Below are 21243 nucleotides of genomic sequence, written 5' to 3'. Positions count from 1 at the left end.
AATCGTGATAGCGTTACGCGTAGCTGTGTTGGTGCACTTGAAGTTCAGTACGCATACCTTTTAATAGGCTCACACACATTACTAGCAGAATAATTGTAAATGGTAACGCCGTAGAGATTGCACCAGCTTGCAGTGCTTGAATCGCCTCTGTACCACCTACCCATAACAGTACCGCTGCAATAGCACCTTCAATTGTCGCCCAGAAGACTCGCTGTGGTACTGGTGCATCCACTTTACCACCTGAGGTGATGCTGTCGATAACCAGTGAGGCTGAGTCTGATGAAGTAATGAAGAACACCATAATCAAGATGATAGAGATAACCGATAAAACGGTGCTCATCGGCAAAGCTTCGTATGCATAGAACAGTGATAGCGTTAAATCTGTCAGCCCATTTTGTCCGAGCTCTCCGACTTGGTTAATCACTTGATCAATGGCCATACCACCAAACGCTGCCATCCAAAATAATGTGATGGTGGTCGGGATGATAATAACGGCTGTCAGGAATTCACGTACAGTGCGACCTTTAGAAACGCGCGCAATGAACATGCCAACACAAGGGGACCATGAAATCCACCACGCCCAGTAGAATACTGTCCAACCGTGCATCCATGCTTCGTCTTCACGACCATGAGGGTTACTTAGCGGGATAATATTCTCAACGTAGCCGACAATCGTAGTTCCTAATGAGCCAAAGAATGTGGCAATCGAGGCAACAATGACGACAATCAAAAGGACAAAAGCAATAAGGATGTTGGTATTACTTAGTAGCTTTACACCACCATCAATACCACGAACTACAGAAAAGATCGCCAATGCGGTGACAAACGCGATAACGACAAGTTGTAATGTTGTACCTGCTTCGACACCAAATACGTGGCCAATGCCGCTTGCGGCTTGCTGCGCACCTAAACCTAATGAGGTTGCAAGGCCAAACAGAGTCGCGAGAACGGCCAGAATATCAATGATGTGGCCAAACCAACCCCATGTTCTATCCCCTAACAGTGGGTAGAATACCGAGCGCATTGAAAGAGGAAGGCCTTTATTAAAGGCAAAGAATGCCATTGAAAGCGCAACAACGGCGTACATGGACCATGGATGAATACCCCAATGGAACATAGTCGCGCCCAGCGCTACTTTACGCGCTTCCTCAGTATAAGCTTCAACGCCAAGAGGCGTCTCATACCAACCAGTGAAGTAGGCAACAGGTTCTGCTACCCCCCAAAACATCAGGCCAATACCCATGCCGCTCAAGCAAATAGCATCGCAATCCAGGATAGGGTTGAATGGTCAGGTTTTGCACTTGCACCACCAATACGGATTTTTCCGTAAGGAGACAAGACAAGGCCAAGGCAGAAAATCACAAAGATATTGCCAGCCCACATAAATAGGTTGTCGAATGCGCCAATAATTTGCCATTTAGCGCCATCAAGTGTGGCTTTGGCGGTGGCAGGGTCTACGACGAGAAGGGCGACGAGAAACAGTACGATGAGTGCTGCGCTGGTGCCGAAGACAGGGTTATGAACATCAAACCCCCATTTTTGGACATTATCTTGCCCAACAGTATAGTCAGTATTTTCAATACTATACTTGTCCTTAGTATTATTCATCATTCCTCTGATACTACTTAGAGCTCTAACTAAAATTCGGGCGAATACTAACAAAAGTAATTATAAATGGGAAGATATTCATTGTTTTGCTCGCATTTTGGGCTATTTTTAATGGACAAACTGTATAGAGTACTAACGGTTTTAACTCTAATGAAATGGGCTGTTTTTTCTGTGTTTTTATCGGTAAAATAACGCCCGTAAACTTAAGTGCGACCGAGGGTTGCAGTCCATTATTAAGGGAGTGTGCAAGCGCACCTTTTTAAACACTAATAATGAGTCAATGGTGGTCGCGATCGGTTTATAGGTGTGATTGAGATGCATCATCGGTATGAATGTGTTAAAACGCAGGGATTAACAGATAATCGCTAATTTGGAATAAAGAATTGGAAAAACACGAAGAAGTGCTCGTGGCGATACGTCAAGTAATAAGAGCCATCGACTTGCATTCGAAAAAATTAAAAAAGAGTGCGGACTCACTGGACCGCAACTGGTGCTGATGAAGGCAATCAGGGAAAAAGGGAATGTAACCATTCGTGAGTTATCGAATTATACCAATGTTAGTCAGGCGACAGCGACGACTATTATCGACCGACTAGAGCTGAACGATTATGTAAGACGTGAACGAAGTCATCAAGACAAGCGAAAAGTTCATGCAGTTTTAACAGAAAAAGGCACTGAAGTGCTTGATAGCGCCCCTTTGCCACTCCAAGACAGCTTCGTACAGAAATTTCAAAGTCTTGAGGCGTGGGAACAAACCTTGTTGTTATCTTCTATCCAAAGAATATCATCGATGATGAATGCGGAAGGCATCGATGCTGCGCCAGTATTACAAATCGATGCGATAGCAAAAAACTAGCGTCGTTTAATCGCGAAAATAATACATTGAGCCCATATTACTGGAAAAGTACGATGGGCTTTTTTGTACGCGTAAGTTAGCAATTAACAGGGCCGATTTTCGTATCAATAATTTGACATCTAAATAGTCTATACTTTGCGGTAGTCGACGATGGATAACGTGCTAATGGCAAAGACTGTATGATAAATCAGACATTTTTTGCTAAACTGAAACTTTCGTAGCACTAATAGTTGAGTGATAGCCCAGTCTGTGTCATGCGGATATTTGGTATTACTTAGTACAAAAAATATTTTGATGGATAGCAGTTCGTCAGGGTGAGGAACGATGACAAAAGGTATTGATAAGTACAGTATTGACAGTACTGACTATACAATTGGACAAGATAATGTTCAAAAATGGGGATTCGACGTGCATAACCCAGTATTTGGGTGGAGTGCAGGTTTTATTGCGTTATTACTAGTACTGGCTGTGGTGGTTGATGCTGAGACAGCAAAAAGTGCGTTAGACGGTATTAAATGGCAGATCATTAATAAGTTTGACTGGCTATTTATGTGGGCGGGCAATATTTTTGTCATCTTCTGTTTGGGTCTGATTGTTTCTCCATTTGGTAAAATACGCTTAGGCGGCAAAGATGCCACGGCGGATTATTCATTTATGTCTTGGCTGGCGATGTTATTCGCTGCAGGTATGGGCATTGGCCTTATGTTCTGGAGTGTTGCCGAACCAGTGGCTTACTTTACGGGGTGGTATGAAACCCCGCTAGGCGTAGCAGCAAACACAGAGCAGGCTCGCGAGCTTGCGATGGGCGCCACTATGTTCCACTGGGGGTTACACCCATGGGCGATCTACGGTGTTGTTGCCTTATCTCTAGCGTTCTTTACCTACAATAAAGGTTTACCTCTATCGATGCGCTCTGTGTTCTATCCTATTTTAGGGGATAGAGCTTGGGGCTGGGCTGGGCATATCATTGATATTCTAGCCGTTCTTGCGACTTTGTTTGGTTTAGCTACGTCACTTGGTTTAGGCGCACAGCAGGCAGCAAGTGGTATTCACCATGTCTTCGGTGTTGAATCTGGCATGACGTTGCAGGTGATCGTGATTGCCGTTGTCACTTTGCTCGCCGTTGTTTCGGTATTACGTGGCATTGATGGCGGTGTTAAGGTCATCAGTAACATCAATATGATCGTTGCGTTTATTTTATTGGCGTTAGTGGCTTTAATTGGCTATGCGGTAACGTTCGCCTCGATCCCTGATACGTTGTTCGCTTATTTGAAAAACATCGTACCACTAAGTAATCCTCATGGTCGTGATGATGAAGCGTGGATGCACGGTTGGACAGTATTCTATTGGGCTTGGTGGATTTCATGGTCCCCATTCGTTGGTATGTTTATTGCTCGCGTTTCTAAGGGACGTACAGTAAGGCAGTTCATTACTGCGGTACTTATTGTTCCGACATCCGTGACGATTATTTGGATGTCTGTATTTGGCGGCCTTGCCATTGACCAAGTGGTTAATCAAGTGGGTACGCTGGGTGCAAATGGCTTGCGTGATGTACCATTGGCCATGTTTGAAATGTTTGATGCGCTACCAATGGGCACGTTACTGTCTGTCATTGCGGTGATCCTTGTTTTGGTGTTCTTTATTACGTCTTCGGATTCCGGTTCTTTGGTGATCGACAGCATTACCGCGGGTGGTAAAATTGATGCGCCTGTTATTCAGCGTGTATTTTGGGCCTTTATGGAAGGGGCTATTGCGGTTGCGTTATTGTGGATTGGTGGTAGCGAAGCCATCCAAGCATTGCAAGCGGGTGCTATTTCATCAGCGTTGCCATTTACCTTTATATTACTGGCAATGTGTGTGAGTCTACTTATGGGTATGAAAACAGAACGCACATAGTGAACAGCATCTATAGGTATGTTGATGTGTGTAAATTCTAAATAACGTAAAAAGGGCAGCTAAGGCTGCTCTTTTTTTGATCTAATCGATGTTCTTCTACGTTAAATTTTCCTATTTATTCTTATAAACTGATATTTAATTTGTTATGTTCCGCTTCTGAAATCTTATATTACACGTCCCCAGTGCTCTTACTTGCTCAGCCTGTTCTCTATATCGAGGTGATAAAAAGTTACCGATAAAAAGCATCATAAAATCATATGGTTAATGTGAAGTTTTAGCATGGGTGTTAAAAGTGGGGGAATGAGAGAATGCTTGGCTTACTGAGGTCAAAAATGTGACTCGATTGGTTGCGGTTCGCATAGGCATAATTTTGGCGGAAATGAAAAGCTAGACAAAATATTGACGGTCGATTTTGCATCGGAATTTGGATATTATCTGCCCGCAGTACTTTTCATGACTAACATGATTAATTAACTATTAAGTTACTAAAAGAATAATAACCGATGAAATTATCTCTAAAGCAAAAAACTCATTACAGCAATGTTGTCTGCTGTACTATTGATGGCCGTCGTATTAACCATCTTGTCTGCGCAACAACTTTCAACACAGACGCATGATGCAATCTCGAGTCGTGCGAATAACGTATCGCTTGCGGCAGTAGAAGGAATAGAAAATTGGATCGGAGTGAGAAAGGACATTGCGACCGCTTTTAATCCATTCTCCGAAGTAGAAGATAAAGTACCCTACCTAAAACAAGCACGTGTCGCTGGTGGCTTTGACGACATCTTTTTGGGGACTCCAGATGGTGGAATGTATCGTTCTCACCCAGAGCGTAACAGAGCCGATTACGATCCTAGAACGCGCCCTTGGTATCAGGATGCAGCGTCTGCCAATAAACAGATTATTACTGAGGCATATCAAGATGCCATTACCAATGCTTTGCTGGTGACCATCGCTGAACCTGTAAAGAAAAATGGTCGCTTAGTTGGCATCGTTGGTGCCGATGTATTAATTGATCAGTTAGTGCAAGACGTCATTAGTTTGAACGTGGGACATAATGCCAGCGCGATGTTGATTGACTTGTCGAATAATACCTTCCTTGCCCACCAAAATACCTCGTTGTTATTAAAGTCAATGACGGAGCTAAGTCCCGAATTGACGACGTCTGCTATCAGTGAGCTCGCGTCTCGTGGTGAGATGACGGAAGTCGCGATTCAAGGCGTGGAGAAAATGTTGTACTTCACTAAGGTTCCTGAGACTAATTGGGTACTGGCGGTAGAGTTAGATAAACAAACCGAACTGGCGAAACTGAACAGCGCGCTTACGCAGCTAATACTTACCTCAGTTGTCATCGTTATTTTCGTTGCCGCCATCGCCTCTTGGATGGTGAGCTTCCTTATTAATGATTTAGCGCGAGTGTCTAAAGCACTGGCAGAAATCGCGTCTGGTGAAGGGGATTTAACCAGCCGCCTAGAACCAAGAAGCCACGATGAGGTGGGACAATTAGCTCGCAACTTCAACACGTTTGTTAGTTACATGCACGAAACGATTATGAAGCTTACCGATGTGTCGGTCGCCTTGTCAGAACAAGCGAAAGATACCGCGACTCATGCGCGAGTTCGTAGTCAACGTATTCAAACGCAACAAGACGAAATCAATATGGTTGCTACAGCAATCAATGAGATGGCAGCGGCGACGCAAGAAATTGCCAATAATGCTGATATGACTGCGAATAACTCTTCTGAGGCGGTAGAGGCAAGCAACCACGGTGCGGGTCAAGTATCAGCGACCCAACATTCAATTCAGAATCTGGCTCAAGAAGTGGATGTCGCAACCGCAGTGATTCGCGAGCTTGAAGTTCATGGTAGTAGCATCAACACCATCTTGTCGACGATCCAAGGTATTGCCGAGCAAACGAATTTGCTTGCTCTTAACGCAGCAATTGAAGCCGCGCGAGCGGGTGAGCAAGGTCGGGGTTTTGCTGTGGTTGCTGATGAAGTACGTGTGTTGAGCCAACGCACTCATGCGTCTACGCAAGAGATTCAGCAAACTATTGAGACACTGCAAGCCACAACGGGTAAAGCGGTCGGTATTGTGAATGATAGCCGCGGCTTAGCCGAAACCAGCGTGGATGATGCCAACAGTGCAGCAGCAAGCTTGACTCAAATCTTATCGGCGGTGGGGCAAATCAGTGATATGGCAACGCAAATCGCGACGGCGGCAGAAGAGCAAGCCTCTGTGACCTCAGAGATCACTCGCAATACTCAGGGCATCCGCGATGTTTCCGATGAGTTAGCCGAAGAAGCGCATGAAGCAGCTCAACAAGCGGTAGAGTTGTCAGAGCTGTCGCAGAAGCTAGGTCGCGAGATTGGTCGATTCAAAATTTAGTAAGTTAACGCGCTAATTTAGAACCCTCAAAAAGGCTCATCAGAGCCTTTTTTTATTGGTGTGTACCGTCCTAAATAAGTGTCTGCCTCTGATAATGGGCGACAGCGTTGCTTGTGTCTATATCCAGATATCGTTGAGCACGGCTTTTTCATCATAGTGATAAGCCAGCTGGGCTTGAAGTAGCTCTGCGGTAGCAACGGCATCCGTTAACGCATGATGGGGTGGGTAGTCAGGCAGTCCATAGCGACGGCGAGTTTGTCCTAAGCGAACTGAGTCCGCTTGTTTGCCTTTCAACATATTGATTACACCAGCGGTAGCGCGCTTTTGGTAAACGGATTCAATTTGCATTGTGTCGACGACAGGAAACTCAATGCCTTCACCAATCATGCCCTTCAACGCATCATCAAAGAAACCACGTTCAATGGGATTGTAGTGCACCACGATGATATGCCCTGCCAACGAGTCCAACACATCGCCAAGAATGTCTTTGAATTTTGGTGCGTCTAAGATGTCATTATGAGTGATACCATGGATGACCACCGACTCTTCTTCTAGGATTGCCTTAGGCCTGACCGTCCAGTGCTTAGCGGCATTGAGTCGTATCCTTGAGGTGGTGAAAGGCACAAGGCCAATTGAGAGGATGCCATCTTTCTCTGGGTTTAACCCTGTTGTTTCAAAATCTAGAGCAACAAATGATACGTCTTTGAGCAGTGTATCGCTGTTGGGCAACCCTTTAGCGTAAAACGCCTGCAGACGCTCATCCTGAGCGCGACCCGCTAGCGTCTTAAACTTGCTTTGCCATTGTACACTAGGCGCACTAAATAGTTTTTTAATCATAATTCACACTCACCATTTAGACGGACTCTATTTGAAATTGTTGTTAGCTTGATAGCGAAATTTTAGGAAATTTTGACCATTACTCAAGACTTGGAACGCATCTTTGAGATTACGGCGTTCGAAGTCGGACAAGTTCTCAGGCTCAATGTTGTTATCTGGGGCGATCCCCATCTGAACATCCATTGCTTGGTGGCTGATACGAACCATTGAGATGAATTCCATGGCATCTTTCAAATCACGCGCGCGCCCCTTTGGCAGTATACCCGCGTCGTGGATGTCATCTAAGCGCTCGAAAGAGTTAGTAGAACGAGAACCAACCGCTAACGCATGGACACGTATTAAATCAGCCAATGGCGCTGTACCGCGACGTTTTAGGTTGATGGAGTTGTTGTGCTGCCCATCCTTTTCCATCACAAAATCTTTGAAAAAGCCTAATGGAGGTGTGCGATTTAGCGCATTTCGCGCCAAGCAAGCCAGAAAACGGTTATTTCTTCTCGCTCTTCGGACGATAAAGCTATTGAGCTGCTCTGCCCATTTGAGTTTGCCGTAAACCCCATCCAAATCGAAAAAGATCGACGCATTGAGTAACGCTTTCGGGTTTGGATCATCAATCCAATCAGAGAAGCACGCTTCCCATTCTTTTCTCGTCATGCGCCATTCCGGGTTCGTTGCCATAATGTCACCACTGCAGTAGGTATAACCACAATCGGCAAGCGCATCACAAATAAAGGTCGAGAAGGCTTTAAAGTAAGCGCCGTGTTTCTCTTCGTCGTAGCTGTCGTCAAGAATGATGGCATTGTCTTGGTCGGTGACCATGAGTTGTTCATCGCGTCCCATGGAGCCAAGTGCCAGGAAGCAATAAGGAATAGGGGCGTGACCTAACTCTTCTTCAGCAAGTTCAATGATACGTTGTTTAAAGCTGCGGCCAATAACCGACATTGCCGTGCCGACCATGTGTGCATTGGCGTCTTCATTAACTAAGCGAACGAAACTGTCGCGAACTTGATCAGACAGCTGCTTAAGCTCCTCAACCGACTGTTGCTGGAAGATACTACTCACTAGCAGTAGTGAGTTTTGGGACTCGTAACGAACGATATCGGACGTTTCGATGACACCAAGAGGAATTTTGTTTTTTACAACGGGTAGATGATGGACGTTATAGCGCAGCATGATAAGCATCGCTTCGTACACATAGGCGTTGTGATCGAGTGAAATAAGGTCGGTAGACATCACGGAAGCCACTTCATCTTGTGGGCTTAGGTTTTGTGCTAACACTCGCGTACAAAGGTCTCTATCGGTAATGATACCAACGATGGGTGAGGAATCGTCTTCATCGTTTTCGGTGATATCCGGATTGAGAATGAGCAGGGATGAGACTTGTTCGTCGGCCATTTGTTTTGCCGCTTCTTGAATGGTTCTATGCCGATCGATGGTGGCAGGTTCACCAGTAAGTAGCGTTCGGACTTTTGATGTGGTGAGGTCGTTAGTGTTGCTATTGTTGGAGACGGTTTGTCTTAGCCTGACTCTGTCTTCAACTTCAACAAAATCGGCAAACGAATCAAATTTGTCGTAGAGCTCCTGGAATACGTCTGCGGATAAGCAATAAACAAGGGTGTCTTCGACCGCCTTGGCTGGAAAGCGAACTTTATTATTTGTTAGCAGACCCATTTGCCCAAAGAGATCGCCTTCATCCAATCGGTTGTATAGCTCGCCCTTACGACGGTATACCTCGACTACGCCACTTCTGACCATATAGAGGTCATTGATCTCATCACCAAAATGTATGATGGGTGTATCTTGGCGATAGTAGGCTATCTCAATATGCTGAGATGCGTACAAAATGGTCTCTTCTGGTAATTCATCAAAAGGAGGGTAGCTGGCGAGAAAGTGTTGGATCTCTATGAGTTCTGCGTCCATGTGCGGCCTTAGGTACTATTTAAATGTAATTACGTACTATCTAAATGTAATCATGATGGCTTAATAGTACACGCAGAAACGAAAAAGGTCAGCCGAAGCTGACCTTTATTTTATCTAGCACAAGCGCTAACACGTTGATTATTAAACCAGTGAATACGCTAAATGACAAGCGTACTCGCGCTTAAGTGTGCCGGGTTATATGGTTATAAAACGGCTGCGATGCCTTTACATAATGGTGTCATGTTAGACTTTGTCATACCCGCAACACTGATACGTCCAGAGCCAACAATGTAGATAGCAAATTCGTCTTTCAAACGGTTTACTTGCTCTTTAGACAGGCCAGAGAAAGAGAACATGCCATTTTGGCGCTCGATAAAGCTAAAGTCGGCATCCACACCTTCTGTTTTTAGTGTCTCAACAAACAGGCCACGCATTTCTTGAATACGATCACGCATTTCAGCGACTTCGTTTTCCCATTCCGCACGAAGCGCTTCATCGTTAAGAATGTATGTGACAACCGCAGCGCCGTGAGCGGGTGGGTTAGAATAGATTGAGCGAATGATGCCTTTTTTACTTGTGAGAAGGCTGTCGTTGCGATTTCTTCAGACGCGGCAACAAGAGTGAAGGCGCCTACACGCTCATTGTACAGACCGAAGTTCTTTGAAAATGAACTCGCGACGAGAATTTCTTTATTGTATTTAGCAAAGGTGCGCAGGCCTTGTGCATCCTCTTCAACGCCTTTTGCAAAGCCTTGGTATGCAAAGTCGAATAATGGGATCAGACCTTTGTCCGCTACCAGTTTTGCTAATTGCTCCCACTCAGCTGGAGTAGGGTCGATGCCAGTTGGGTTGTGGCAGCAGCCATGCAGCAAAACAATGTCGCCTGCAGCGGCTTGCTCTAAATCAGCCACCATGCCAGCGAAGTCTTTGTCTTTTGTTTCTGAGTTGTAGTAGCGGTATTGAGCCGTTTCAATACCTGCAGCAGCGAATACGCCGTTGTGGTTCGCCCATGTTGGATTGCTGATCCAGATCTTAGCGCTGCTAAGTTGGCGTTTAATAAACTCGCCAGCCACACGAAGTGCGCCAGTGCCACCCGGAGCTTGTGCGGTTTTTGCCAATTTTTCGCTAACTATCGCTGAATCAGCACCGAATAGCAGTTTTTGTACAGCTAAACCATACTCAGCGGTGCCTTCAATCGTCAGGTAAGATTTTGTTTTTTCATTTTCTAGCAATGCTGCTTCAGCTTTTTTTACTGTCGCAAGAACAGGGGTTTGGCCTTGCTCATTTTTGTAGATACCAACGCCGAGGTTAATTTTTTCTGCACGAGTGTCTTTTTTAAACTCTTCAGTGAGGCCAAGTATAGGGTCAGCGGGTGCAGCTACAACTTTTTCAAACATAATCTTCATCCATGTTAATTGAAGGGGCAAATGTGAACATATTTTGTGACGATAACAGCCTATTTATACCTCTGTAGGCCATACGTGACAACCAGATTAAAGAAGAAAACAGAAAATTAGTTTGATTTGAAGCAGAAAAGGGCGCTAATTCGTTCTTTTTGTAATTTTGAAGCGGAAACGATTGCTAATGTCGCGAGTAATAATGGGATCCCAAACGCCAATTTGGCTTTTGGGATCAAGGAGGTGGTTATTTTTTTAGATTGATTTCTGATTCGTGCGCTTGAGTTTCAATGTCTGGATGTTGAGTAAGTTTTGATTCAACCCAGGCATTCAAATGTTGAAGTACAGCCGAAATTGCGTGAGCTTTTGATGGGGTTTCAGTTTCTTCAACGTTAAGCTCAACTTTTCTGTGAAGCCCCATTTCATCTTCTGCCACGTGAAGCCAGTCAGGGTGCCAGTAGTATGGTTGACCGTTCGTGGCTTCCCATTTATGCACACCGTTGGACTCACCTCGATATTGAATATCAGATTCGGTAAATTTGCTCATCGTTAACACCTTCTATTCTGTCAGCTGCGCTGCTGAGTTTGAATTACTGTCTTGTTGTTTTAAATATAGTGCTGGCGAAGAAAGAAACCAAGTCGAATGATGGATTGAAAATGAAACGTAAGGGTGCAGAAATGTAAGGTGAAATAGCGGTACATAAGGGAAGGGGCTGTATGAGCTTTGAGTGAGCGGGTGTAAAAAAGGTCACCCTGAGGTGACCTGATTATTATGTGTAAACCCGGCTTAGAAGTTAGCTGAGCGCGGCGTACGTGGGAATGGAATCACGTCACGAACGTTGCCCATACCTGTTACGTAAGACACTAGACGCTCAAAGCCAAGTCCGAAACCTGCGTGAGGCACTGTGCCGTATTTACGGAGATCGCGGTACCAGCTCATGTGCTCAGGGTCGATGCCCATAGCAATCATGCGCTCATCTAGAATATCTAGACGCTCTTCACGTTGTGCACCACCGATGATTTCACCAATACCTGGTGCAAGTACATCCATGGCCGCAACCGTTTTGCCGTCGTCGTTTAAGCGCATGTAGAAAGCTTTGATATCTTTCGGGTAGTTCTTAACGATAACGGGCGCTTTGAAGTGCTCTTCAGCTAGGTAGCGCTCATGTTCAGAAGACATGTCGATGCCCCACTCAACGTCGAACTCAAATTTCTTACCAGAATCTAGTAGGATTTGGATGGCGTCAGTGTAGTCAACTTGTGCGAAATCAGCGTCAACGAATTGCTCTAGACGAGTGATGGCTTGTTTGTCGATACGAGATGCAAAGAACTCAAGGTCATCGCGACGTTCTTCAAGAACGGCTGCAAAGACGTACTTAAGCATGTCTTCTGCCAGTTTTGCAGCGTCGTCTAGATCAGCAAAGGCAATCTCAGGCTCTACCATCCAGAATTCAGCTAGGTGGCGGCTTGTATTTGAGTTTTCAGCACGGAAAGTAGGACCAAATGTGTACACTTTGCTTAGTGCACAAGCGTAAGCTTCAGCATTAAGTTGACCAGATACCGTTAGGAACGTCTCTTTGCCGAAGAAATCTTCGTTGAAGTCCACTTTGCCTGCTTCAGTGCGAGGTAGGTTTTCCATGTCTAGCGTTGATACGCGGAACATCTCACCGGCACCTTCCGCATCAGAAGCCGTGATAAGTGGCGCTGAAGTCCAGAAGAAACCCTGTTCGTGGTAGAAGCGGTGAATCGCTTGAGATAGACAGTTACGTACTCGAGCGACTGCGCCGATCACGTTAGTGCGTGGACGAAGGTGCGCCACTTCACGAAGGTACTCAATAGAATGACGAGTCTTAGCCATTGGGTACGTGTCTGCGTCTTCAACCCAGCCAACGACTTTAACGTCAGTGGCTGCGAGTTCGAAGTCTTGACCTTTTGCAGGAGATTCAACAATCTTACCCGTTACTTCAACAGAACAGCCAGTGGTTAGCTTAAGCACTTCGTCGTCGTAATTATTAAGATTATTAGGGACCACGGCCTGAATCGGGTCGAAACAAGAGCCGTCGTAAATGGCAAGGAAAGAGATTCCAGCTTTGGAATCACGACGTGAACGGATCCAGCCGCGAACAGTTACTTCACTGTCTACCGCAAGCTTGCCGCCGAGTACGTCTGTTACAGGCGCGTAAGTCATGTTATTCATCTTCTCCATGGAGGTAAAAAACCACTCAATGCTTATTACTTAAAATAAGTGTGTGTTGCTTAAAATATAAGCGCGACATTGAGTGGAGTATAAATTTCTTTTCAAACGGATATATTACCTGTCAATTTTCTTGGTTCAACCTTTATTGTGGTTAATGAGCCTTTATTGTGGCTATTCAATACAAATTGATTAAGTAATGTCTCCAATTGATGAGAAAGCTGTTGCAAATCCATGCTAATTTGATGAGTTTGTGTCGCGGCTCCAGAAGTTTCGTTTGCGTGTTCAGTGATTACAACGGTTTTCTGCCCGACACTCGCGCTAGTTTGACGGTTAGCTTGTATCTGAGTTTGCACCTGATTGGCGATGTGCGTCGTAGATTCGATTTGCTCGACAACGGTCTGCATCTTACTGGCTAAGGCTTGGACCTCATCAGCACGTTGATGGGCAGTGTTTGAAACCTTGTTAACGGCTTGTACCGAAAAACTACTGCCTTGTTGGAATTTGGCAATTATCGTTTCTATATCGCTGGTAGCTTCGGTGGTTCGGCTTGCTAGTGAGCGGACTTCATCGGCGACAACGGCAAACCCTCGGCCTTGTTCACCCGCTCTTGCCGCTTCGATAGCTGCGTTTAAAGCAAGTAGGTTTGTTTGGTCTGCAATGCCTTTAATCGTCGATAGAATTGCGGAAACTTGTTCGGTTTGCTCGTTAAGCTCTGAGATATGTGTGGATACTTGACCGATGTCTTGAACCAAAGATTCGATATCCGCGCTGGCGTTTTGTGCTTCTGCGCTACTGACTTTGGTGAGTTCGCAAGTTTGTTGCATAAGTTCAGAAGCTCGCTCTGTGGCTTCACTTACGGTACTTTGTTGTTGCTCTAATAGTTGCATGCTGTTTTCAACAGCCGCCGTTTCGTCGAGCTGCCTCTTAGCGGTTTTCTCATTGTTTTGGGCAATATCTGTTAGCTTGTCAGCATTGCCGCTGACGGTCTTCGCCGTTGACTGTACTTTATTTAAACTCTCGGAAACCGTATCTAGAAACGCGTTTATATCGTTAGTTAGATCGCCAACTTCGTCATTTTGGTGTTGAGATAGGCGTATAGAGAGATCTTTACTGCCGCTGACTCGGTTCATAAATCGAGATGTCGTTTGAACCAGGTGCCACAATAAATCGGCGAGCAATGAAAATGGTGCACAAGTAACCGATAAAAGCGATGGCAGCCATGATGCCGACAGCAATTGCGGTGCGCTTATTAATTAAGCCGTTCACTTGATTTAAGTTGTACTCAATCCGGATGGCGCCAAGCACTTCCCCTTCCTGTGTCATGTGGCAGGTAATACAGTTAGTGCCGCGATAGTCAGCACTGGCTTTCATTGGTAGGGCGACCACTAAGCCATTCCCCCATTCTGCTTTAAAGGGCTCCAATACGGTCTCACCAAGTAACGCGCGTTTATCGATATCATCAATAGGGACTTGGTTTGCTAATCCTGCGCCATAGAGCTTACTGACAGCATCACCACGCAGCACTCTTACCGTTTCTATATTCTCCTGTGCTAACGCCTTATTTCTTAGTGTTTCTTTTTGCGCCATGGTGCCAGTAAGCATCATCATATTTAAGCTGTCAAAGTAGTTACCAGCCTTGTCATGGAGTTGTTCACCGAGTACGGAATAAATGAGCTCACGTTGTTGATTATATTGGTACGTAGTGGAGGTGATCACAACGGTGCCAAATACTAAGATAAGCGCGATAAGTAGTTTATTAGTTATTGTAAGTCGCATAATTATGTTTGTTAAAAAGTTGGGCTGACAGCGTGAATGGTAAGTTAATTTCAATAGGTGAGAAAAGTTGAATCTTCGTAAAACCTCGCAAAGCTCATGGTTTTTATTGCAACTCGTACTATTTCTGAGAATTGGAGCAATCTATGGTCAAGCACTCGTTAGTGACTGAATAAACAACTAAAAGGATAGATAGGCGAGCTTGATGGGTTGACGGCTGGCATTAGGTGTTCATGTAATCTTAATCAGCTTCTGACGGTTTACTGACAGGAGGGAACGGCCATAAGCGTAAAACGAGAGTATATGTAACTAAATGTATTTACTCATGCCTTCTCACTCTCTTGAATCGAAAACGGTCGATGACAACATTACCTTGAATAAACGTTTTTTTAGACCACTGACGTTTGCATTGTTACTGAGTCTCTCGTCGTTCTACTTATGGACGCTATATCTTGCCGCCCATCCTAATGTGACGGTTGCTTACCAAACTTATTATATCGACAAGAAAACCCTTTATTGGGCGAAAGCAAATTCAACAATGTTGTGGCCGAGATCTGGTGTTGTGGCAGCCAGTGAAAAGTCGCCCTATTTGAGTCGCGCGGGTTGGGCAAACAAAGCGACTGGGGATGGTAGGGACATGCTTCATTCTGGGGGGCTGTTTTTTAATTTCCCCCAGTTACCAGTGGGACCAGTGCGAGTTCAACTGTCCTTGTCAAAATCGATTACAGAAGCTAGGTTTACCTGTCGTTGGGGCAGGGTAATAAAATTAAATTGCTACCGCTAGGTATTGAAACATTAGAAGCCATTATCCCCGTAGGCGTGATTGATGGCAGCGCGCCGCTTCAACATTGGCAAATTGAAACGCGAGCGAGCTTAACCATTAAACAGATTTCAATACAGGAATTAACATCATGAAGCAAAATAACGATTTTACCTTATCAATATTGGTTCCTGTCTATAACGAAGAAAGGTCCATTGCACCCTTTATACAAACCTTATATTCGTCGCTAGATTCAATTAAAGCAAACCTTGATGTTGTTTTTGTCAATGATGGTAGCAGCGATAACACAAGGCTCGCGATAGAGGCGGTAATGGCTTCGGATAGTCAAGTGAGCTTAGTCAACTTAGCCCGTAATTTTGGTAAAGAAGCCGCAATGACGGCAGGGCTAGATTACGTAAAAGGCGATGCTTGCGTCATTATGGACGTGGATTTGCAAGACCCACCTGACGTGATTTTAGAGTTTGTCGAGTTATGGCAAACCAAACAGTGGGATACCATCTATGGCGTTAGAGTCGATCGCTCAAAAGATACCTGGTTTAAGCGACTGACTGCTGGTGGCTTTTATCGCTTTTTTAACTGGGTTACATCAGAAACAAAGATCCCAGAAAATGCTGGGGATTTCCGTTTGATCGACCGTGTCGTGATTGATGCATTACGCCAACTCCCAGAGCGCAATCGTTTTATGAAAGGGCTGATGGCGTGGTCAGCATTTCGCTCAACAGGCGTGCAATTTCAACGGCCAAAACGCCATTGCGGTGAAACGAAATTTAACTACTGGAAATTGTGGAATTTTGCTGTTGACGGCATTTTTAGTTTTACGGCGTGGCCGTTAAGAATTTGGGGGTTTATTGGCTGTGCCATTTCTTGTTTGGCCTTCGTGTTTATGTTGAAGATTATCATTGGTGCGACGTTTTTTGATGTCAAAACGCCAGGCTATGCGTCCACGATTAGCGTTGTACTGTTTCTTGGCGGTATTCAACTTATTTCGTTGGGTATTATCGGTGGTTACATTAGCCGAATGTATCGAGAGTTGAAGCAACGTCCTATATACCTTGTCGAAGGGGTCTATGGGCGGTATGGGAACGAACAAGGCTCGCAGGGCATGAATCTAGACCAATCTAACCATCAAGTTAAAAAGGCGAGTTAATCTAATGCAACATGAACAGCCTTCTCTGACCCTATCAAAGCAGCAATGGTTGACGATACTTCTTGCTATTATCGTGAGCCGAACAGTGTTCTATAGTTTGGGGTTGATAGGTGCCCACGCGTATAACCCAGAATCAATGACAAATATGGATGTTTGGCAGCAGATTTGTCGTTTCGACTGCATGTGGTTCCAAAGAATCGCCGATGACGGGTATGCGATCATCCCAAGTTATATGAAAGGGGGTAATGCGGCGAATTGGGCGTTCATGCCAGTATCACCGTATTTGGGCAAGTGGATGTCGATACTTGTCGGTGATACGAATCTTGGCTTGATAGTGATGTCGAATCTTACCTTTATCGCCAGTATTGTTGTGTTTGTGATGGCACTCAAGCAACGGTTATTTAGTAAAGATACTCAAGATACGGCTATTTGGTTGATGTGTTTTTCACCTTATACCGTCTATTCGTTATCGGGTTACTCAGAGCCTTTGTATATTGCGCTTGTTAGCGGTGTTTTTATTGCGTGCTATCGGAAAAACTGGTGGCTTGTTGGACTGCTTGGGTTAATCGCGGCAGTAACGCGTAATTTAGGTGTTATGTTGGTTTTCTCTGTTCTGATTGTTGGTGTGCAGGCGTATGGTGCATCAAGTTTTGTGCGGTTAAAAAGCAATGCGTTGTCAGTTATCGTCGCTATTTGGTTAATTCCACTGGGATTCTTTGCGTATATGGCTTTCCTTCACTTTCATATGGGGGATGCCTTAGCGTTTGGTCATATTCAAGTTGCTTGGGGAGAGTCTTTAGTAACCCTGTGGATTGGCTTATTTATGGTGTGGAGACTGGCGGGGCCAAACTTTACTTGGTTATCGTGTCTCTAATAGGACTCACACTTAACGGTTATTTATTCTTTAAAAAACGTTATGCAGAAGCCGTGTTTATGCTTATCAATTTGCTTATTCCTCTTTCATCGGGTGTGAATGCCATGCCAAGGTATTTGTTTGGTCTTTATCCAACTTACTTGGCGATATGTATGCTACTCGAACGGTTTCCGACAGCAAGGATGCCAACACTGCTGGTCAGTTCGGCTGTTTCGACCTTTATCACTATTGGTTTTTTCTCTAACGTATTCTTTACTGTATAACTTGAGATACTGCTCGCTTTTCAGTAGGATTGCGTGTCATTTTTTACCAGAGATACCCTATGAAAACTGAGTTGTATAAAGAGTTCATGTTTGAAGCTGCTCACCATCTTCCCCATGTGCCAGAAGGGCATAAATGCGGACGTTTACATGGGCACTCTTTTTTGGTGCGTCTCTATGTTGAAGGTGAAGTAGATCCACACACTGGTTGGGTGATTGATTTTTCTGAAATAAAAGCGGCATTCAAGCCAATCTATAACCGCCTTGATCACTACTATTTGAACGATATTGAAGGGTTAGAGAATCCAACAAGTGAAGTGCTAGCAAAGTGGATTTGGGAACAGCTCAAGCCAAGCTTGCCATTGCTAAGTAAAGTAGAAATTAAAGAGACGTGCACGGCAGGTTGTATTTATATCGGTGAGTAGGTCGATAAATGTATTGATATGCTATTAAGCAAATAAAAAACCGAAGCTGATGCTTCGGTTTTTTGTTTTCACTGGTAAATTGTTGGGTTTAGCACACAACTTTAATCGCTAGACCACCTTGCGAGGTTTCACGGTACTTAGCATTCATGTCTTTACCTGTTTCAAGCATCGTCTCAATCACTTTGTCTAAAGAGACACGTGGTGCTGAGGCGCGGCGAAGTGCCATGCGAGTTGAATTAATGGCTTTAACCGCAGCGATGCCGTTACGCTCAATACACGGTACTTGTACTTGGCCCGCCACAGGGTCACAAGTGAGCCCTAGGTTGTGTTCCATCGCGATTTCGGCCGCCATACATACTTGCTCAGGGCTTCCCCCATAAGCTCGGCAAGACCCGCTGCCGCCATGGAGCAAGCAACGCCCACTTCACCCTGACAGCCAACCTCAGCGCCAGAAATAGAAGCGTTCTGTTTATATAAACCACCGACTGCACCTGAAGCCGCAAAGTAGCGAATATAATCTTTTTCAGTCACGGTTTGGATAAACTTATCGTAATACGCGAGTACCGCTGGAATGATGCCACACGCACCATTGGTTGGCGCGGTCACTACACGGCCACCAGCAGCATTTTCTTCATTAACTGCAAACGCATACATGTTCACCCAGTCTACAACAGCCATCGGATCGGTTGTTGTTTTTTCTGAAGTGATTAACTGTTGGCGTAATGCCGATGCACGACGAGGCACTCGCAATGGACCTGGCAAAATACCTTCTGTATTCATACCGCGTTCCATACATTCACGCATGGTTTTCCAGATGTTGGCAAAGTAGCTGCGAACTTCGTCATCAGAGTACATTGCATGTTCATTGGCCATGACAAGGGTACTAATAGACAAGCCGTGTTCTTTACATTGGTTGATCAACTCTTCAGCGGTGTTAAATTCGTACGGTGCTTTGATTGCTGATGTTTCTTCTTTACCGAAATGCTCTTCGTCGACAATGAAACCACCGCCGATCGAGTAGTACGTTTTTGAGTAAGCCACTTCTTCATCTATCCAAGCATGAATTTGCATGCCGTTTTCGTGGAGCGATAAATTTGAAGAGTGAAAGTTCATTCCGCCATCGCGTGGAAATGACACCGTATGGCAATGCATGCCAACGGGAAGACGCTCAGTTTCTTCTACGCGCGCAATAAAGTTAGGAATGGAGTCGATATCTACCTTTTCAGGTGAGTTACCAGCCAAGCCCATAATAATTGCAATATCTGTGTGGTGACCTTTCCCTGTCAGTGATAGTGATCCATAAACATCTACGGTAATTTTGGTGATGTCACGTAATTTGCCCATTGAACGTAAGTCATCAATAAACTCTTTACCTGCCTTCATTGGACCCACTGTGTGCGAGCTTGAAGGACCAACACCAATTTTATAGATATCGAAAACACTGATCATACTGATTTACCTCTAGCAAAGCCCCCTCTAATGAGGAGGCTTATATTATTGTTATAGGTTGTTTATTTTTTTAATTGATGGAGTCAATTAAAAAGCGCCGTAGATTACAGAAGTAATTGCCGCAATACCACAAACTGCTGTAAAAATTTGTACAGGAGCAGAGGTTTTCAACTTAGCCATTGCTGGTACTTTACGCATTGCAAACACAGGCATTAGGAACAGGATAGCCGCAATCATTGGTGCGCCCATTGTTTCAATCATGCCAAGGATGCTTGGGTTGATGATAGAAACAATCCAAGTAGTGATAACAATGAATAACAAAGACGCTTTTTCAAGTTTCTTAACTGGCATTGCAGAGCGTGATTTGCCCAGACCAACCAAACCTTCATGAGCACCTAGGAAGTGACCAAAGTAGCTTGATGTAATTGCAGCAAAGGCAACGATTGGGCCAAGGTAAGAAATCAGTGGAGATTCATGAACGTTTGCTAAGTAAGATAGTACGCTGATGTTTTGTTCTTGTGCTGTCGCAAGCTGCTCTGGTGACAGAGACAACACAACAGAGAATACGAAGAACATAACAAAGCCCATAAGCATTGTTGCAGCACCGCCAGTGATCATGTCTGTTTTCTTAACGGCATCGTCACCGTAGACACGACGCTGTTCTTTAGAGAACTGGCTGATAATTGGGCTGTGGTTGAATGAGAATACAATGATAGGGATTGCAAGCCAGATAACTGCTGGCATTGTGCCCCAGTCTGGGCTAACGCTAACCATTGAAGTATTCCAATCAGGGATTAGGTAAAGTGAAAGCGCGAGTAAGATCGCAACCAGTGGGTATACCATCACTGAGGTTGCTTTTAGCATAAGCTCTTTACCAAACACCACACCACACGTCATCGCTGCGATTAAACAACCTGACAGTAACCAGCGAGGGATAGATTCCATACCCATTTGGTTTACTAGGAATGAATCAACGGTATTGGTAATACCTACACCGTAAATTAGAACGATAGGGTAAATGGCGAAAAAGTAAGCAAAGGTAATAAGGTTTGCGCCAGTTTTACCGAAATGCTCTTCTACCGTATCGGTAATATCTGCATCTGGGTTTTTAGCTGAAAGAACAAAACGCGCTAAACTTTTGTGTGCGAACCAAGTCATTGGCGCAGCAATTAGCGCTAAGATAACTAATGGCCAAAAACCACCAGCACCCGCTTTAATTGGTAGAAAAAGTACACCTACACTAACTGCAGTACCGAAAAGTGATAAAGCCCAAGTGAAATCTTTATAATTCCACTTAGATGAAGTGCGGCTTGTAGCCGTAGAAGTTGAAGTAGTCATTAAGTTTTACTCATTTTGGGAACAGGAAATAAGTCGGGAGGAGTTTGCAATGTTTTTACTTGTAAAAATTAGATCTAGGTCATGGTTTGGGTGGGTCTATT

General features: G+C 44.7%; 11 protein-coding genes and 6 pseudogenes. 8 read left to right on the top strand and 9 right to left on the bottom strand.

The window, feature by feature from the left end:
- Nucleotides 1–13: 13 nt before the first annotated feature.
- Nucleotides 14–1608, bottom strand: a pseudogene (locus tag AC0L66_RS11110) (BCCT family transporter).
- Between the two features lie 383 nt (nucleotides 1609–1991).
- On the opposite strand from AC0L66_RS11110, the pseudogene AC0L66_RS11105 reads away from it, so the two are divergent.
- From AC0L66_RS11105 to AC0L66_RS11095, 3 genes and pseudogenes are all read left to right on the top strand, one after another.
- Nucleotides 1992–2464 (top strand): annotated as a pseudogene (locus tag AC0L66_RS11105) (MarR family winged helix-turn-helix transcriptional regulator).
- Nucleotides 2465–2788: 324 nt separating this feature from the next.
- A complete protein-coding gene (locus AC0L66_RS11100; RefSeq protein ID WP_265675524.1) occupies nucleotides 2789–4360 on the top strand; it encodes a BCCT family transporter in 1572 nt (523 codons plus the stop codon).
- Nucleotides 4361–4863: 503 nt separating this feature from the next.
- Nucleotides 4864–6748, top strand: a pseudogene (locus tag AC0L66_RS11095) (methyl-accepting chemotaxis protein).
- A 117-nt stretch (nucleotides 6749–6865) separates the two neighbouring features.
- Here the strand turns inward: AC0L66_RS11095 and AC0L66_RS11090 are convergent.
- From AC0L66_RS11090 to AC0L66_RS11065, 6 genes and pseudogenes are all read right to left on the bottom strand, one after another.
- A complete protein-coding gene (locus AC0L66_RS11090) occupies nucleotides 6866–7582 on the bottom strand; it encodes a 3'-5' exonuclease (protein ID WP_265676693.1) in 717 nt (238 codons plus the stop codon).
- A 30-nt stretch (nucleotides 7583–7612) separates the two neighbouring features.
- The gene (locus AC0L66_RS11085; protein ID WP_265676687.1) at nucleotides 7613–9502 is read right to left on the bottom strand and encodes a DUF294 nucleotidyltransferase-like domain-containing protein; all 1890 of its coding nucleotides are present in this window, start codon (nucleotides 9500–9502) and stop codon (nucleotides 7613–7615) included.
- A gap of 203 nt (nucleotides 9503–9705) precedes the next feature.
- Nucleotides 9706–10898, bottom strand: a pseudogene (locus AC0L66_RS11080) (amino acid aminotransferase).
- A 247-nt stretch (nucleotides 10899–11145) separates the two neighbouring features.
- On the bottom strand, nucleotides 11146–11445 hold the full coding sequence (locus tag AC0L66_RS11075; RefSeq protein WP_265676685.1) for a hypothetical protein: 300 nt from the start codon (nucleotides 11443–11445) through the stop codon (nucleotides 11146–11148).
- A 240-nt stretch (nucleotides 11446–11685) separates the two neighbouring features.
- Complete coding sequence (gene asnS, locus AC0L66_RS11070) at nucleotides 11686–13086, bottom strand: asparagine--tRNA ligase (RefSeq protein WP_265676692.1); 1401 nt, start codon at nucleotides 13084–13086, stop codon at nucleotides 11686–11688.
- Between the two features lie 110 nt (nucleotides 13087–13196).
- Nucleotides 13197–14871 (bottom strand): annotated as a pseudogene (locus AC0L66_RS11065) (methyl-accepting chemotaxis protein).
- Nucleotides 14872–15193: 322 nt separating this feature from the next.
- On the opposite strand from AC0L66_RS11065, the gene AC0L66_RS11060 reads away from it, so the two are divergent.
- From AC0L66_RS11060 to queD, 5 genes are all read left to right on the top strand, one after another.
- Entirely contained in the window at nucleotides 15194–15652 is a 459-nt protein-coding gene (locus tag AC0L66_RS11060; protein ID WP_473567331.1) for a hypothetical protein, read from the top strand.
- A 127-nt stretch (nucleotides 15653–15779) separates the two neighbouring features.
- Complete coding sequence (locus AC0L66_RS11055; RefSeq protein ID WP_265676682.1) at nucleotides 15780–16796, top strand: glycosyltransferase family 2 protein; 1017 nt, start codon at nucleotides 15780–15782, stop codon at nucleotides 16794–16796.
- A gap of 4 nt (nucleotides 16797–16800) precedes the next feature.
- The gene (locus AC0L66_RS11050) at nucleotides 16801–17670 is read left to right on the top strand and encodes a hypothetical protein (protein ID WP_473567329.1); all 870 of its coding nucleotides are present in this window, start codon (nucleotides 16801–16803) and stop codon (nucleotides 17668–17670) included.
- Nucleotides 17661–17933, top strand: coding sequence for a hypothetical protein (locus AC0L66_RS11045; RefSeq protein ID WP_473567327.1), 273 nt, complete (start codon nucleotides 17661–17663; stop codon nucleotides 17931–17933). The genes AC0L66_RS11050 and AC0L66_RS11045 overlap by 10 nt, the downstream gene beginning before the upstream one ends.
- A gap of 59 nt (nucleotides 17934–17992) precedes the next feature.
- A complete protein-coding gene (gene queD / locus AC0L66_RS11040) occupies nucleotides 17993–18355 on the top strand; it encodes a 6-carboxytetrahydropterin synthase QueD (protein ID WP_265676680.1) in 363 nt (120 codons plus the stop codon).
- An 88-nt stretch (nucleotides 18356–18443) separates the two neighbouring features.
- Here queD and AC0L66_RS11035 read toward each other — a convergent pair.
- Nucleotides 18444–19804 (bottom strand): annotated as a pseudogene (locus tag AC0L66_RS11035) (L-serine ammonia-lyase).
- 87 nt (nucleotides 19805–19891) lie between these two features.
- Nucleotides 19892–21142, bottom strand: a complete 1251-nt coding sequence (locus tag AC0L66_RS11030; RefSeq protein WP_473567325.1) for an SLC5/6 family protein — start codon at nucleotides 21140–21142, stop codon at nucleotides 19892–19894.
- Nucleotides 21143–21243 lie beyond the last annotated feature (101 nt).

This window comes from Vibrio sp. GJ43-1 (genome assembly GCF_055808835.1).
The sequence above is the reverse complement of the archived record's forward strand: the minus strand, read 5'-3'. Positions and strand labels throughout refer to the sequence as shown.

Coding starts and splice junctions, on each gene's coding strand:
- AC0L66_RS11100 (WP_265675524.1), top strand. CDS start 2,789: ATGACAAAAGGTATTGATAAGTACAGTATTGACAGTACTGACTATACA.
- AC0L66_RS11085 (WP_265676687.1), bottom strand. CDS start 9,502: ATGGACGCAGAACTCATAGAGATCCAACACTTTCTCGCCAGCTACCCT.
- AC0L66_RS11075 (WP_265676685.1), bottom strand. CDS start 11,445: ATGAGCAAATTTACCGAATCTGATATTCAATATCGAGGTGAGTCCAAC.
- asnS (WP_265676692.1), bottom strand. CDS start 13,086: ATGACTTACGCGCCTGTAACAGACGTACTCGGCGGCAAGCTTGCGGTA.
- AC0L66_RS11060 (WP_473567331.1), top strand. CDS start 15,194: ATGCCTTCTCACTCTCTTGAATCGAAAACGGTCGATGACAACATTACC.
- AC0L66_RS11055 (WP_265676682.1), top strand. CDS start 15,780: ATGAAGCAAAATAACGATTTTACCTTATCAATATTGGTTCCTGTCTAT.
- AC0L66_RS11050 (WP_473567329.1), top strand. CDS start 16,801: ATGCAACATGAACAGCCTTCTCTGACCCTATCAAAGCAGCAATGGTTG.
- queD (WP_265676680.1), top strand. CDS start 17,993: ATGAAAACTGAGTTGTATAAAGAGTTCATGTTTGAAGCTGCTCACCAT.
- AC0L66_RS11030 (WP_473567325.1), bottom strand. CDS start 21,142: ATGACTACTTCAACTTCTACGGCTACAAGCCGCACTTCATCTAAGTGG.